The 12,544-nt window shown below is 63.9% G+C and carries 17 protein-coding genes; 11 read left to right on the plus strand and 6 right to left on the minus strand.

Annotated features, from left to right (window positions below):
- A partial coding sequence (locus AC5RVB_RS11575) for an MFS transporter (protein ID WP_494142753.1) occupies nt 1-1,007 on the plus strand: 1,007 nt, incomplete at its 5' end.
- 208 nt (nt 1,008-1,215) lie between these two features.
- Nucleotides 1,216-1,725: a universal stress protein gene (locus AC5RVB_RS11580; RefSeq protein WP_227929284.1), complete on the plus strand. Its 510-nt coding sequence runs from the start codon at nt 1,216-1,218 to the stop codon at nt 1,723-1,725.
- Between the two features lie 33 nt (nt 1,726-1,758).
- Here the strand turns inward: AC5RVB_RS11580 and AC5RVB_RS11585 are convergent, their stop codons facing one another.
- Entirely contained in the window at nt 1,759-2,505 is a 747-nt protein-coding gene (locus tag AC5RVB_RS11585; protein WP_227929283.1) for an SDR family NAD(P)-dependent oxidoreductase, read from the minus strand.
- An 84-nt stretch (nt 2,506-2,589) separates the two neighbouring features.
- Between AC5RVB_RS11585 and AC5RVB_RS11590 the strand changes: the two genes are divergently transcribed.
- Nucleotides 2,590-3,150, plus strand: a complete 561-nt coding sequence (locus tag AC5RVB_RS11590; protein WP_227929282.1) for a TetR/AcrR family transcriptional regulator — start codon at nt 2,590-2,592, stop codon at nt 3,148-3,150.
- Nucleotides 3,151-3,162: 12 nt separating this feature from the next.
- On the opposite strand, the gene AC5RVB_RS11595 is transcribed toward AC5RVB_RS11590, so the two are convergent.
- Nucleotides 3,163-3,744 carry an amino acid permease gene (locus AC5RVB_RS11595; RefSeq protein ID WP_227904774.1) on the minus strand — a complete coding sequence of 194 codons (582 nt, stop codon included), beginning with the start codon at nt 3,742-3,744 and terminating at the stop codon, nt 3,163-3,165.
- Between the two features lie 264 nt (nt 3,745-4,008).
- Nucleotides 4,009-4,833, minus strand: a complete 825-nt coding sequence (locus tag AC5RVB_RS11600; RefSeq protein WP_227929280.1) for an NAD(P)H-binding protein — start codon at nt 4,831-4,833, stop codon at nt 4,009-4,011.
- A 323-nt stretch (nt 4,834-5,156) separates the two neighbouring features.
- Between AC5RVB_RS11600 and AC5RVB_RS11605 the strand changes: the two genes are divergently transcribed.
- Nucleotides 5,157-5,621, plus strand: a complete 465-nt coding sequence (locus tag AC5RVB_RS11605) for a DUF2306 domain-containing protein (protein WP_227929279.1) — start codon at nt 5,157-5,159, stop codon at nt 5,619-5,621.
- 69 nt (nt 5,622-5,690) lie between these two features.
- The gene (locus AC5RVB_RS11610; RefSeq protein ID WP_494142754.1) at nt 5,691-6,158 is read left to right on the plus strand and encodes a hypothetical protein; all 468 of its coding nucleotides are present in this window, start codon (nt 5,691-5,693) and stop codon (nt 6,156-6,158) included.
- On the opposite strand, the gene AC5RVB_RS11615 is transcribed toward AC5RVB_RS11610, so the two are convergent.
- Nucleotides 6,151-7,005: a MerR family transcriptional regulator gene (locus AC5RVB_RS11615; protein WP_494142755.1), complete on the minus strand. Its 855-nt coding sequence runs from the start codon at nt 7,003-7,005 to the stop codon at nt 6,151-6,153. The genes AC5RVB_RS11610 and AC5RVB_RS11615 overlap by 8 nt on opposite strands.
- A 150-nt stretch (nt 7,006-7,155) precedes the next feature.
- Here AC5RVB_RS11615 and AC5RVB_RS11620 point away from each other — a divergent pair, with 150 nt between their 5' ends.
- Nucleotides 7,156-7,551 carry a VOC family protein gene (locus AC5RVB_RS11620; RefSeq protein ID WP_227904764.1) on the plus strand — a complete coding sequence of 132 codons (396 nt, stop codon included), beginning with the start codon at nt 7,156-7,158 and terminating at the stop codon, nt 7,549-7,551.
- Here the strand turns inward: AC5RVB_RS11620 and AC5RVB_RS11625 are convergent.
- Complete coding sequence (locus AC5RVB_RS11625; RefSeq protein ID WP_494142756.1) at nt 7,515-8,105, minus strand: TetR/AcrR family transcriptional regulator; 591 nt, start codon at nt 8,103-8,105, stop codon at nt 7,515-7,517. The two genes, AC5RVB_RS11620 and AC5RVB_RS11625, sit on opposite strands and share 37 nt — an antisense overlap.
- Before the next feature lie 52 nt (nt 8,106-8,157).
- On the opposite strand from AC5RVB_RS11625, the gene AC5RVB_RS11630 reads away from it, so the two are divergent.
- The 4 genes from AC5RVB_RS11630 to AC5RVB_RS11645 all read left to right on the plus strand — a co-directional run bounded on the left by AC5RVB_RS11630 (nt 8,158) and on the right by AC5RVB_RS11645 (nt 10,773).
- Nucleotides 8,158-8,874, plus strand: a complete 717-nt coding sequence (locus AC5RVB_RS11630) for a DUF998 domain-containing protein (RefSeq protein ID WP_227904758.1) — start codon at nt 8,158-8,160, stop codon at nt 8,872-8,874.
- A gap of 63 nt (nt 8,875-8,937) precedes the next feature.
- A complete protein-coding gene (locus AC5RVB_RS11635) occupies nt 8,938-9,447 on the plus strand; it encodes a putative immunity protein (RefSeq protein WP_494142757.1) in 510 nt (169 codons plus the stop codon).
- 79 nt (nt 9,448-9,526) lie between these two features.
- On the plus strand, nt 9,527-9,994 hold the full coding sequence (locus AC5RVB_RS11640) for a DUF2975 domain-containing protein (protein ID WP_494142758.1): 468 nt from the start codon (nt 9,527-9,529) through the stop codon (nt 9,992-9,994).
- 173 nt (nt 9,995-10,167) lie between these two features.
- The gene (locus AC5RVB_RS11645; protein ID WP_227929273.1) at nt 10,168-10,773 is read left to right on the plus strand and encodes a DUF1349 domain-containing protein; all 606 of its coding nucleotides are present in this window, start codon (nt 10,168-10,170) and stop codon (nt 10,771-10,773) included.
- 14 nt (nt 10,774-10,787) lie between these two features.
- Here AC5RVB_RS11645 and AC5RVB_RS11650 read toward each other — a convergent pair whose 3' ends face one another.
- Nucleotides 10,788-11,471 carry a hypothetical protein gene (locus AC5RVB_RS11650; RefSeq protein ID WP_227904747.1) on the minus strand — a complete coding sequence of 228 codons (684 nt, stop codon included), beginning with the start codon at nt 11,469-11,471 and terminating at the stop codon, nt 10,788-10,790.
- Nucleotides 11,472-11,657: 186 nt separating this feature from the next.
- Between AC5RVB_RS11650 and AC5RVB_RS11655 the strand changes: the two genes are divergently transcribed.
- Nucleotides 11,658-12,509 carry a phosphotransferase gene (locus AC5RVB_RS11655; RefSeq protein WP_494142759.1) on the plus strand — a complete coding sequence of 284 codons (852 nt, stop codon included), beginning with the start codon at nt 11,658-11,660 and terminating at the stop codon, nt 12,507-12,509.
- Nucleotides 12,510-12,544 lie beyond the last annotated feature (35 nt).

Genomic DNA, 12,544 nt, shown 5'->3' on the forward strand with positions numbered 1-12,544 from the left:
TCGCCCTGGCCACCGGGTGGTGGACCGCCGCGGCCGGCGCAGCACTCCTGGTCGCGGCGGCCCAGTGGAGCCTGGTGGTGCCGCTGTTCATCGGGCTGCTGCTGATCGGCGCCGGGTCCGCTGTCAGCCTCCAGGCCCGGTTCGCTGCTACCGATCTTGCCGAGCCGCACCACAAGGGCCGCTCCCTGGCCCTGGTGGTGTGGGTGGGCACCATCGGTTCCGTGCTCGGCCCGAACCTGGGGGTGCCGGGCGAGATCATCCACCGGGCTACCGGACTCTCCGTGTTCGCCGGGGCGTTCCTGGTGGCCGCCGCCTGCCTGGCCCTGGCCGGCGTCGTTGTGTTCCTCCGGCTGAAGCCGGACCCCCTGCTGACCCTGCAGGCCAGTGTCCCCTCCCCCGCGGCACCGGCCGGGAAGAAACGGGCTCCGGTCCGCCGTATCCTCGCGGAACTGCGCATCAACCGGCCGGCCCGCTTTGCCATGATTGCCATCCTTTCCGCCCAGGTGGTGATGGTGTCGATCATGACGATGACCCCGGTGCATCTTGCGCACCAGGGCGGATCGATCACGGTTATCGGCATCACGATCAGCCTGCACATCGCCGGTATGTACGCGCTGGCACCCCTGGTCGGATTCATTGTGGACCGCCACGGCCACCGGCCCAGCATCGTGGCGGGCATCCTGGTGTTTACAGCATCGGCAACGATCGGTGCCCTCCGGCCTGCGGACACCGGCTGGATCATGGTGTCGCTGTTCCTGCTCGGCGTCGGCTGGTCATTCATCAACGTAGCCGGCTCCGCCCTGTTCAGCCGGGTCGTCTCAACCGAGACCCGCGCATCCTCCCAGGGCGGCGTCGACGCCCTCGCAAACCTGTGCGGCGCCGTGGCCGCCTTCGCCGCCGGCCCGCTGCTCGCCGCCAGCAGCTTCCCCGTGCTTTCCGTCCTCGCCACCGCTGTCCTGCTTCCGCTCGCGGTCCTCACCGTCCGACGCCGGCACAAGACTGGCTGAGCCGGCGGGAAAGGGCAGCAACCACCAATCCGCGCCTTGCGAGCCGGCATCATGCCCAGCCGGTGCACAAACCCGGGACGGTGTGGCACCTTTTCCTTAGACGATGAGCCTTTGAAGCAGATCCGATTAACCCGGTACCGGCACCGCCGCAACCCATGAGGCCGTCGGCCCGGACGTGCCGCCGGTCCAGACATAAGGAGTCACCTTCATGAGCAACTCCAAGCCCCAGGTCCTGGTTGGCGTCGAGACCGGCACTGCTGCAGCGGTAGTCGAGGCGGCGGCAGGCTTGGCCGACCAGCTCGGTGCAGATCTGGTCTGCGCCCATGTTGACGACTCCAGCGAGCAGGTGGAGCAGCGGTCCGACGGAACGGTGGTGTCGACGCCGCTGAATCCGGACCTGCCTTTCACCGAGAAAGAGGAGATCGATCCCGGGCTGCGGGCAGAGATTGCGGGGATCCTGGATCCCCACCCGGTGAAATGGTCCGTCCGGGCGCTGGCCGGCGGGCCGGCACAGCAGCTTGCCCGGCTGGCGCAGCAGTTGGACGCGGCAATGATTGTGGTCGGCACCCGGGAAGCCGGTTTCCGGGGCTCCGTTGAGGAGTTTTTCACCGGCTCCGTAGCCGTGCAGCTATCCCACCGCCAGCATCGTCCGGTGGTTATGGTCCCGCTCAACCCTGTCCTCGACGACGGTCTGCTGCCATGGGAGCGGACGGAGTAGGCGAACGCGCCGTGCCGGGGAGGCAGGGTCCGGTCACAGCAGCACGCCGCCCGAGATTTCGAACCGCTCCCCCGTTGCCCAACGGAATTCTGAGGAGACCATGGCCGCAATCGCGTCGGCAATGTCCTCCGGCCTGCCCACCCGCCCGAGGGCGGTCTGCCCGGACAGTGCCGCGCGCATGGTTTCGTCATCGCGCATGGCTCCGCCGTTGAAGTCGGTCGCGGTGGGCCCGGGCGCAATCGAGTTGATCCGGACGCCTCGCGGACCCAGTTCGACGGCGAGGCTGCGGGTCAGTGCCTCTAGTGCCTTTTTCGACGCCGCATAGACAGAGGTCGCCGGACTCACGTGCCGGCTGAGCGAACTCGACACGTTCACGATGCTCGCCCCGTCCGACAAGTGGGGCAGGAAGGCCTGCGTGAGGAACAGCGGACCCCGGACGTTGACCGCAAACGTGGTCTCGAAGTCTTCGGCAGTAATGCCGCCGAGCGGCGCGAACAGTCCAACTCCGGCGTTGTTGACCAGCACGTCGAGAGTGTCGGCGTCCCATTTCTCCCCAACACCGTCGAGCACTGCGGTACGGGCCGCTTCGATGGAGGACAGGTCCGAGACGTCCAGCCGGACGGCGATGGCTTCTCCGCCGGCGTCGGTAATTTCGTCCACGACGTCACCTGCACCGTTCCGCGACGCGGCGACGACGTTGATTTTGTTCCGCGCCAAATCGAGCGCGGTGGCTCGTCCGAGTCCGCGGTTGGCTCCGGTGACGAGGGCAATGCGGGTCATGTCGTCTCCTGTAAGTAAATGGATACTTACCGCTAAGCTAGTGTCCGGGCACGGGCCCGTCAAGACCTGATCAGGGGGAACCGCATGGCACGCGACGCCGAAGCTACGAGGGAGCGGATTCTCTCCGCGGCGACCATCGAGTTCGCGGCCCACGGCCTGGCCGGCGGGCGTGTGGAGCGGATCGCTGCCCAGGCACGGAGCAACGTCCGGATGATCTACGCATACTACGGCAGCAAAAGCGGCCTGTTTGATGCCACCGTCGCGGACGCCCTGCGCCGTATGGCAGAGAATGTCCCGCCGCGCTCCGAGGACCTCGCAGGCTGGGCCGGAGACGTGTTCGACCATCACCAGCGCTTCCCGGAAGTCCTCCGCCTCAGCATGTGGGCCCGGCTTGAACGGCCCGAAGCCACCGCGGAGCCGGGCGATACCTACCGGAGCAAGACCCTCTCCGTCGCTACGGCTGCCGCCCACCCACTCTCCGCCGTCGACATTCTGGTGTTTATCTACGCCATAGCGCAGGCCTGGCAGCTTTCACCGGAGGGTCTGACTGGTCTCGCGGAGAACCCGACCCGTGGTGAGGAGGTTGCCGCCCGCCGGCAGGCGGTTGTCACCGCCGTCGAACGGATGCTGCATGCCCCAGGCTGAGCGGGGTGCGGGTTAGCCGGCGTTCACCCGGTCCTCGTGCTTGCGTTGCGCACGGGCAGCGAGGAACAACAAGGATCCGATCGCACGTAGACGGCGGCACTGAGCCAGATAGCCGCGGATTGCTGGGTGAGGAGCGCAATCCTGGCGAAGGTTGATCAGGGTCAGCAGGATGATGAAGACAACCGCGGCGGGGGCTGCCGGCACATCGATGAGCGCCGTCAGGTAGTCGGCCGCGAAGGCGTTCGCCAGCGCGGCAGCCGTGGTAATTCCGGAGGCCATCATCAGGAAGCCGACCAGGAATGACACATAGGGGATGCCAAAAGCCCGGTCAGCATAGCGGGCGGCTCCGCCGGCGTGCGGGTACTTGGTGATCAGTTCCGCGTAGGTTGCGGCAGTGAGGAGCGCGACCACCAGCGCGATCAGCAGGGGTATCCAGATAGCCCCGCCGACGTCGGAGGCCATGGTCCCCACGAGGGTGTAGATGCCGGCACCGAGGGTGTCGCCCACGATAAACGCGAACAGCAGCGGCACGCCAACGGCGCGCTTCAGCCCGGTTGGTGTTTTTGCTGCGGCCGTGCCGGAATCTGTCGTCATTGGGCTATTGGCTTCCGTTTGCTGCCCCTGCGCAATACTTGGGCGGAATCCGGTGCACAAAAAGTGTTGGCCGGTAGGCGCACCGACCTGCCATGGTGCTGGCCGGGGCGGATGAAACGGGCTCCGGTCCGCCGCATCCTCGCGGAACTGCGCATCAACCGGCCGGCCCGCTTTGCCATGATTGCCATCCTCGCCGCCCAGTCTCGGCGGAGACCCGCGCATCCTCCCAGGGCGGCGTCGACGCCCTGGGAGGATGCGCCCGGATCAAGAGACGGCTCGGAACTGGTTGGCGTGTTCCCTGGCCCACTGGGCAAAGGTTCGCGGGCTGCGTCCAGTTACCTCTTCAATGGTGGGCAGGACCGTGCCGGCAGCTGCGGGTGGGTTGGCGGCCAGCTGGATGCCGAACTCGACATAGTCCTCGTCGTAGCCGTAGCCACGAAGCCGCTCGCGCTCCGCCTCCTCACTCAGTTGAACGAACCTGATCGGCTCACCGGTTGACTCAGCGAGTAGCTGTGTTCGCTGAGCAGTGGTGAGTGCCTCCGGTCCGGTCAGCGGATAGGCTTTGCCGCCGTGCCCGTCTGAGGTGAGCGCCGTGGCTGCCACTGCGGCGATGTCGGCTTCGTGCACGACGGCGCTGGGGTAGTTGGCGAGCATGGAGACCGTGCGTGAGGCACGGACCTCGGGTGCCAGGTCGAGGGCGTTGCCCATGAACTCGGCCGGTTGCACGATCGTCCAGCTGATGGAGCTGGCCTTCAGGGCCCCTTCGATGCTGGTGGGTGACCAGCCGCCTAGGACCGTGGCTCGGCTGATGCCGGAACGCTCGGCGAGCCGAACGATCTCCGCTCCGTTCGTGAGATCCTCGCCGTCGTCACCGCCGAAGGTGATCAGGTGGATAGCGTCTATGCCCTCGAACGCCGATCTAAGGCTGGTGATGCCGGTCAGGTCGCCGGCTACCGCCTCGACACCGGCGGGCAGATCGGCCTTGGCGGGGTTGCGGGTGAGCGCACGGACCGTGTGCCCGGACTCGTGTAGCTGAGACACGAGGTGGCGTCCGACCTGGCCGGTGGCTCCGGTGACGAGAATGCGCATGGGGCAGGTCCTTTCATTGGCGGTCCGGTGCTGAGCTCGATGATCACGGGGCTCGTCCGATCTGGTACTGATCCCAGCGTGGCAGGGCTTGCGGTCAGCTCCTGTCCGCAAGGCCCCCCGGCGGACTGTTGTCGGCGGTTCTTGCCCATGTTCTGTTGCTCCTCGTCCAGGCTCAGCTCCGATGATCTGCGCAGCGGGACTGGTGGTGCTTCCCGCCGGAACGTGTGCTGCCCGGGGTCGGCGGGCAGATGTCCGGGGCGTGCGGCAACCGACCCGCCCCGCTGGGCACCGGGTGTGTTCTGCTCGATGTCATACTCAACACCATGGTGGTCCTGCATGTTCTCGCTGTCAGCGTTGCACTGCTCGCTGGCGCTATCGTGCTTGTCCTGCGCAAGGGCACAGCTCTCCATAGAAGGTTGGGGTGGCTGTATGCTGCGTCCGCCTCGGTGATGGCATTTTCTTCCTTCGGCATCTACGAGATAAGGAACGGGCCCAGCCTCTTCCATGCCATATCAGTGGTGGTCCTCGTCCTTGTGGGCTTCGCCGTTTACCAGCCTTTACGGCGGCCGAGAAGCTCCACTTGGATGTCCCGCCATCTCGTGCTCATGCAGACTTCGTATCTCATGTTGGTGGTAACGGGGATAGCCCAGTTCTTCGATCAGCTGCCTTTCGAAAGTCCGGCGATAAATGCGATTGTTTTCCTCCAGCTTCCTCTCGTTATGGGTATTGTCCTTATTTCAGTTTCGGCACGAGCGCACTTAAAAACACCGCTTTCCCGCCATGGATGAGCCGCGGCACAGCCGAAACCCTGGAGGCCGTAACGTTGTGCCCTACAGCTTCGGAAAGGGGTGCGCGTTGTGAATAAAGCCGAGGTGACCCTGGGAAGTTATCCCCGTGACGATGTCGCATGGGCGAAAGACGGCAAGGTTCGGGAAGGCCGTGCGACAGTACTGGTCCGCCAGCCTGACGGAACGCTGAAGCCCGCCGGTGAAGTCTCTTTGGGGGACGGGAGCGTTATGCATCCCGATGTGGAAGTCGGTGGCGAGTTCGTCGTTGAGCTGCACGCCCGCTTCGAGTCGGAGATCTACGAGCGCCGGGTGACCTTCATTGCCAGTGGTGACGAGGCCAGCGACGTTTTTGTATCGGCTATCGGGCCCGGCGCGCACGCCGAGCCGAAGGCCGGCCTGTTTAAGCGCACACGGTATTCAGGCTTCGAGTTTGGCGTGCTGGTTATGGCCGCCACCACCGAGCAGGGCACCCGTCTCAGCGGCACGTCAGGCCCGCTTATCAAGCATGGACCCGGCGACGGCGTAGCCGCTATTTAGCCGCCGCAGCCGGGGACGCGTTCGGCTCGTTGGCGGCGAGCTCTGCGGTTAGTTCCAGGCACCGCAGGCGGGCCGGGGAGTAGTCGTAGGGCATCATTTTGACGGCGTCGATGAGGCTTACGCACGCTTCCCCCGCGCCGGCGTCCTCCCCACGTGCCGTGCCGGCGGGGTTCAGGGCATCCCAGGAGTCGAAGAGCTCATCGTCGCTCTGCGCCTGGCCGGAATTGATGATGGCGGCGTCCAGTTTCCCTTCAAAAGCGTGCCGGTCAGCGGCGGCCTGCACCACGCGGGGGTCCTCGACGGCGACCGTGTCATCGAGCGCTTCCTCCGCGGCCTCCACGCGGTCCGATTCCTCCCGCAGACCCGGGTGCGCGGCCATGACGGTGTAACGGCCGGCATTAACGGCCGCTCCGAGCGGCCCAAAAATCCGTTCCATGACCAGCAGGCTGTCCAACTCCGCCTGGCGCAGCCAGCCCGCCGGCAGCTCCTTGAGGCGTCCCGTGACGACGTCGGAGAGCAGGCCCATCCGGCCCTCCACGGTGCGCATGCGCTTTACGACGACGGCGGCGGCATCGCCGCCGTCGTCGTCACCGGCAGGAGCCGGGTCGGCAAAGACTTCACGGATGTCATCCACGGCCATCGCGGCGTCGGCCATTTTGCGGATCCACAGCAGCCGGATCATGTCCTCATAGCCGTACCTGCCGCCGCCGTCGCTGCCTTGTGCGGGCTCGGCCAGCAGGCCAATCCGTTGATACTCACGGATCGTTTCCGGTGCGGTGCCGGTGAACTGTGCCGCGTCAGCAATCCCGACCTGGCGGGGCGGAAGCGGGACAAGCGGTGAGGGCATGTGCGGGGCCTTCCATAACGGGGCGGGACGTCACGCCCGGACTCCACACCCGGACTTCATGACGGTGCTGACAACCTTTCGCAAGACACTACCGGGCGGAGGGCACCCGAATCCCGCTGAACTGCTCTATGTCACTTGTAGCCTTCATATATGACTTCCCTCGCTGCCGCCCACATCAGAATTGCACGGCCCACCAAGGATATGGATGCCGCCATACGTTTCTGGGTGCAAGGCTTCGGTATGACATTGGAAGGGCGGAAGCCCAGTGAAACCGGCACGCTGGAGGAGCTGGCGTTTATCGGCTGGCCGGGCGGAAATTGGCATCTCGAGCTGGTTCTGGACCGGGAAATTACTCCCGCGCCTAGCGAGGAGGACCTTCTGGTTCTCTATCTTGAGGGTCCGGTTGAGGACCAGCTTCTGGAGAGCATTGAGAATGCAGGCGGGCGGCGGGTGAGCGCACGCAATCCGTATTGGGACGAGCATGGGGTCACCATCGCTGATCCCGACGGCTATCTGGTGGTACTGTCCACGCGTTCCTGGAGCTGAGGTTCGAGCCCGTCCAGGTATTGGTCGATGAGACGCTGAGCCCGCTCAGATGTCATTCGATCGGTCTCAGTTACCCTGGCGATGGCCAGGCCATCGAGCAGTGCCATGAGCATGGCGGCGTCATCCGGGGCGAGGTCCGGATTCCATTGCCGGAGTAGGGTTGTCAGGCCTTCTTCCATCAGGCGCCAGGATGCCTGATGAGCGCTGGCAACTGCACTGCTGGTTGTCGCCTTCGAGGCGTAGGACAACCAAATCACCGAAGCGGTGCGGGATTCGTCGTCCACTCCCCCGAGAATCCTGCACACTGCGTCCAGATTCTGCCGCGCCGATGCCTCCGGGTGCACTGCGCAGCCCACCCGCTCGATGAAGTTCCTGGAGACCTCGTTCATGGCCGCCATGATCAAATCGTCTTTCGTTTTATGGTGATGCTGGACGGCGCCTATCGAGAGGCCGGCGGCTGCAGCAACGTTGCGGATCGTCACCTCTTCAAGACCGCGCTCAACCAGAATGTCCTGCACAGCCGTAAGAATGCGCTGGGCGCCCGCCGAAGTCATGGTTTGAGATTACTCCGAACCAAACCATACGTTCGTATTGTATGCTCGGGGCATGACACGACTTCGTTGGGGCGCCGCGCTGTGGACGCTGTGCCTCCTGACCTTTCCGGCGCAGGTAATCGCGGCAGCGCAGTGGCCAAACCCGTACTCCTGGTCCTCAAATTTCATTAGCGATCTCGGCGTGACCGCCTGCAGGACGTTCGACGCCGGCACGCACGTCGAGCGCTACATCTGCTCCCCCGGTCATCTGCTCGCCAATGGTTCCACGATTGCCAATGGAGCCCTCATAGCTGCCGGAGCCATCCTTCTGTGGTCGGCCTGGCCTCGGCAACGGGCAGGGAAAACCGCGATGTCCTTCCTGGCCGCGGGCGGTGCGCTTGTGATGCTGGTCGGTTTCCTACCCTGGGATACTCACCCTGAGGCTCATGACGCCGCGGCCCTGGCCCAGGCCCTGATGCAGTGGATCGGGATGGCCATCCTCGCCGTCGCACTCAAAGGCAGCACGGCAGCACGCTGGGCGTCGGCCCTGACCCTGACGAGTCTCGCACTCTCGATCGCCGGCTTTGCTCTCTTCATCGATGCGATCAGCGGTGGGCCATCGATTTCACTGGGCCTTGGCATTACCGAGCGCCTCGCCTTCGACACCCTCACCATATGGGGCGCCGTGCTGGGCGTGATCCTACTGATGACGACACCCGGCCGCCGGAGCACCACCTCAAACCAGGAAGCGGTTCCTGGTTCCGCGCCGACGACGCCCACAGTTGCATAATGAGGCGATAAACCATCCGGATGTTGTGCCGCTGCCAGAACAGGGAGGAGTAAAAACAGTCCCATGATTCTCCCTGCTGTCCGCGATCCTCGTCTCGTGTCTGTCCGACGCGGAGGACTTTTGACGGAAGCCGATCACCGGCTCCTGGCGTTGTGGGCGGCTACCTGCGCAGAGCATGTCTTAGAGCTCTTCGAGATATCAAACCGTGCGGATGATCGGCCGCGTAGGGCGATTGAAGCTGTACGGGCCTGGACGCGCGGTGAAGTGAAGATGATGGCTACCCGTGCAACCGGCGGACACGCTATGGGTGCTGCGCGTCCGTTGCGTGGCGCTTCCCGGTTCGCCGCGTACGCGGCCGGGCAGGCTGCCTGTGTCGCCCACGTTCCAGAACATAATCTGGGGGCGGCCGCGTATGCCATCAGGGCTGCTGCTGCGGCGGCACCTCACGATCAGGGACGGGGCGCCGCGCGTGCTGAGCGCGACTGGCAGCGTCAGCAGATACCGGGCCATCTTTACTCCCTGGTCCTGGAGGACCAGGCCCGCAGGAATAGCATCTGCTGGTCTGTTTTCTGATCGCGTTTGCAGCAAGGCTTGAAGAGCCCCTCCCACCAAAGCAGGCAAAACAACCGTGAGATAGGAAGATGATGTTGCTATGACGAAGCAGGAAGCCCTGCCTTTGCGCATTGCGTTCGCAGCCCTAGCTCTCGGAGCACTACTGCTTCAGCTCATTCTCATTCCGCAGGCGGGTGACAGCTACGCCGGCAGATTTCCCGAAGCTGCGTATCTCGCTTTCCCCTATACCGCAGCAATTACGGTCGGGTTCATTGGTTTTGAAGTGGCGTTGGTGGCAGCGTGGCAGCTCGTCTCCGCTGTCCTGACGGAAAGGTCGCTGGACAGCCGGACAGTCGGATGGACCAACGTTATGGCGGCTTCGCTTGCGTTCATGGCAGCGGTCTTTGCCGGCGTGTGTGCCCATGCCCTGTCCTGGACGAAGTTTGGAGGCCCGGCAATCCTTTTCGGGTTTTTTGTTTCCCTCGCCCTGCTTGCCGGTATCTTCGCTGTTCGGCACGGGCTAAGGGATTGGTTGGAGAATGCCTCGGACGAGGGCTCTCACCAGTAGCCAATCCGCATCAGCCTCTCGGCTTCACCAACTATCTTCATGGGAGCGTGAAACGAGTGGGGCAGGCTTAGCCACCCAACGACCGCTACTGAATCGCCCCAAGTGCAGGCCCATGCGCCACTGCTTGGACAATGTAAAAGGATTTCAAGACTCACACGGGGAGATTGAGCGCGATGACAAAGGCCGAAGAAAACCAGATTGCCTGGGGCCGGGGGACGTGGCGTAACCCGCCGATACAAGTCGTCGCTGACGGGAATTGTCTGCAGGTGACCGCGGCCGGGCACAGTGATGCGTGGAGGTACACCTCGTATGGGTTCGTCCATGACAGCGCACATGCTCTCCTTGCGCCGCTAGGTGCTGAGGGTGCAATGGAGGTCTCGTTTCTCCTGGACTACTCGGAGCAGTTCGATCAGGCGGGAATCTTCCTGCACGTCTCGGAGTCGGTGTGGATCAAGGCCGGCGTCGAGGTTTCCGACGGGATTCCGCAGGTTGGTGCCGTCGTCACGCACGAGGTCTCGGACTGGTCGGTGGCACCTGTTCCGGAGTGGATCGGTCAGGTCATCACGGTGCGGTTGAGCAGATCCGGTGACGCTGTCACCATCAGGGCACGCGCCGGCGATGAACCTTTCCGCCTCATCCGCGTCGCTCCCCTGAGCGAGACCGCGAGTGCCGCGGCCGGTCCGTTTTGTGCCTCGCCCACGCGGGATGGTCTGACGGTCACCTTCACCCGATGGGTCGAAACCGGCGCGGATCCGTCGCTGCACCCTGAGAGCGACTAGCGTCGCGTGCTCCGTCAGCCTCGGGTCGCAAACCGGACCTGGATCCATTTGAGTTCAGTGCGTGGAAGTACGGCGGTCACGACGCCGCCGGTAAAGCGGGCTCCGACGCCGTAGACGAACGGGTCGGTATCGACCTCTGCACCGGGCACATCGACTCCGTTGACGACGGTCCTGGCGTGGCCGTTGACCATCCGGCCGGTAATTATGGGTGCGTGCTGGTCCCAGGGGTTGGCCCCTGGCCAGAGCTCTTGCCGGTACTGGTTCATGAGGATGTAGTTGACATGGTCAGCCAGGAGGCTTTGAACCGAAGAACGCTCCGACGGCTCGCGGTGCCAAGTGGTTCGCACGGCCTCCCACAGCTGCGGATAGCGCATTCGCTCCACCTGCTCGATCAGCCACGGAGGCCGGGGCCAGGGCGGAACTTCCTCGATCGATCTGCGGGTCTCCTCGTCGAGGTCCGCGAGGTTAACCGGGTCTGAGCGATCATCCGGGTTTCGCCAGAGAGTGTAGGTGATGCTCGCTGTCATTTCGCTGTACCCATGTTCCCCCATGGCGGAGTTCAGGCTGACTAAGTCCGTGTCCTCCAGCGACGGCTGGGGTACAAGCCCCAGCACCGGAATAGGCATGCGCTTCAGGTTTTCGGCCCATTCAACACGGGGATCGGGGGCGTCTTCGGGGAGAATACCGACCACTCTCATGCCTTGACTATGAATCAAGCGAAGATGTCTGTAAATGGGAATGAGTTTCAGGCCGCAAATGTCCCGTAAAGGACCGGCTCGCGACGCTCGATCGCCGGGAACAACGCGGTGCAACGCCATGCCTGTTTCTGCTGCGGCCTAGCGGCAAAACGCGCATCTGCGACAGAGCCCTGTTAGTTTCGGGTCATGGGGAGCATGGAAGACGGCATTCTTCACTCGATCGTGGATATCGCTATTAAGGACCTGTCGCCGGCTGCACAAGCGGCTCAGCGACAGGTTGTAGAGATCGGGTCAGCTCATATTGTTGTTCTGCTGCATGGGGCGGCTGCGGTTCGGATCGGACGCGATCCGCGCATGAACGTTGAGATGCGAAAGCGCCAGGAACTAGTAGACAGCATTCCGGTATCGATCGGATTCCACGTACCCAGATCGTTGGGCCCGGTAGTAACGCTAAATGAGTTTTCAGCCGTTGCGGTTGAACTGGTGCCCGGCTCACCTTGTCCTGCAGGTGAAGGTGAGCCATCAGAGCTACAGGACTTGCTCGCCCGGATGTCATCCATTCCCACGGAGCCAATCTCAGGGTTGCTCGCTGAGCCTCTGGCATTTTGTGGGGGGCCGGAGTGGTATCGGATCCAGCGCGAAGAGGTACTTCCACGCCTGAAGCAGGAGGTGCAGAGGCAAGCCATGGATGCGATCTGGGCGTTGGTGAACCTTGAGCCAGTCAAGGAAGTGTTTGCCCATGGCGATCTCGGGGGCCACAACGTCTTCTGGGAGGGCGGGCGCGTATCGGGTGTTCTCGACTGGGACCTGTCTTCCCGAAGCGACCTGTCCACCGACCTCGCCTGCGTGGGTGTTTGGAACGGATGGAAAAAACTTTCACTCATTGCGGATGCTGCGGAGGTGCGCCGGGCCTCCGTCCGGCGGAATACCTTTCGGCTCCAGCAGCTTGCCTTCGCCGTTCTCCATGGACGGCCTCCAGCAGAGATCGACAGGGCGGTCTCAAGAGCAAATGCCTGGTTCGAGAAACAGTCCTTTTGAGCGAACGACCGTGGCCCGCCGTCGGCTTCCTGGGG

The organism is Arthrobacter sp. Y3225209 (assembly GCF_059090685.1).

What these genes read in the sequence shown, in the direction of transcription:
- AC5RVB_RS11635 (WP_494142757.1), top strand. Translation starts at nt 8,938, where the DNA reads ATGATTCTCCCTGCTGTCCGCGATCCTCGTCTCGTGTCTGTCCGACGC.
- AC5RVB_RS11650 (WP_227904747.1), bottom strand. Translation starts at nt 11,471, where the DNA reads ATGAGAGTGGTCGGTATTCTCCCCGAAGACGCCCCCGATCCCCGTGTT.
- AC5RVB_RS11630 (WP_227904758.1), top strand. Translation starts at nt 8,158, where the DNA reads ATGACACGACTTCGTTGGGGCGCCGCGCTGTGGACGCTGTGCCTCCTG.
- AC5RVB_RS11580 (WP_227929284.1), top strand. Translation starts at nt 1,216, where the DNA reads ATGAGCAACTCCAAGCCCCAGGTCCTGGTTGGCGTCGAGACCGGCACT.
- AC5RVB_RS11645 (WP_227929273.1), top strand. Translation starts at nt 10,168, where the DNA reads ATGACAAAGGCCGAAGAAAACCAGATTGCCTGGGGCCGGGGGACGTGG.
- AC5RVB_RS11625 (WP_494142756.1), bottom strand. Translation starts at nt 8,105, where the DNA reads ATGACTTCGGCGGGCGCCCAGCGCATTCTTACGGCTGTGCAGGACATT.
- AC5RVB_RS11620 (WP_227904764.1), top strand. Translation starts at nt 7,156, where the DNA reads ATGACTTCCCTCGCTGCCGCCCACATCAGAATTGCACGGCCCACCAAG.
- AC5RVB_RS11605 (WP_227929279.1), top strand. Translation starts at nt 5,157, where the DNA reads ATGGTGGTCCTGCATGTTCTCGCTGTCAGCGTTGCACTGCTCGCTGGC.
- AC5RVB_RS11585 (WP_227929283.1), bottom strand. Translation starts at nt 2,505, where the DNA reads ATGACCCGCATTGCCCTCGTCACCGGAGCCAACCGCGGACTCGGACGA.
- AC5RVB_RS11640 (WP_494142758.1), top strand. Translation starts at nt 9,527, where the DNA reads ATGACGAAGCAGGAAGCCCTGCCTTTGCGCATTGCGTTCGCAGCCCTA.
- AC5RVB_RS11595 (WP_227904774.1), bottom strand. Translation starts at nt 3,744, where the DNA reads ATGACGACAGATTCCGGCACGGCCGCAGCAAAAACACCAACCGGGCTG.
- AC5RVB_RS11590 (WP_227929282.1), top strand. Translation starts at nt 2,590, where the DNA reads ATGGCACGCGACGCCGAAGCTACGAGGGAGCGGATTCTCTCCGCGGCG.
- AC5RVB_RS11600 (WP_227929280.1), bottom strand. Translation starts at nt 4,833, where the DNA reads ATGCGCATTCTCGTCACCGGAGCCACCGGCCAGGTCGGACGCCACCTC.
- AC5RVB_RS11615 (WP_494142755.1), bottom strand. Translation starts at nt 7,005, where the DNA reads ATGCCCTCACCGCTTGTCCCGCTTCCGCCCCGCCAGGTCGGGATTGCT.
- AC5RVB_RS11655 (WP_494142759.1), top strand. Translation starts at nt 11,658, where the DNA reads ATGGGGAGCATGGAAGACGGCATTCTTCACTCGATCGTGGATATCGCT.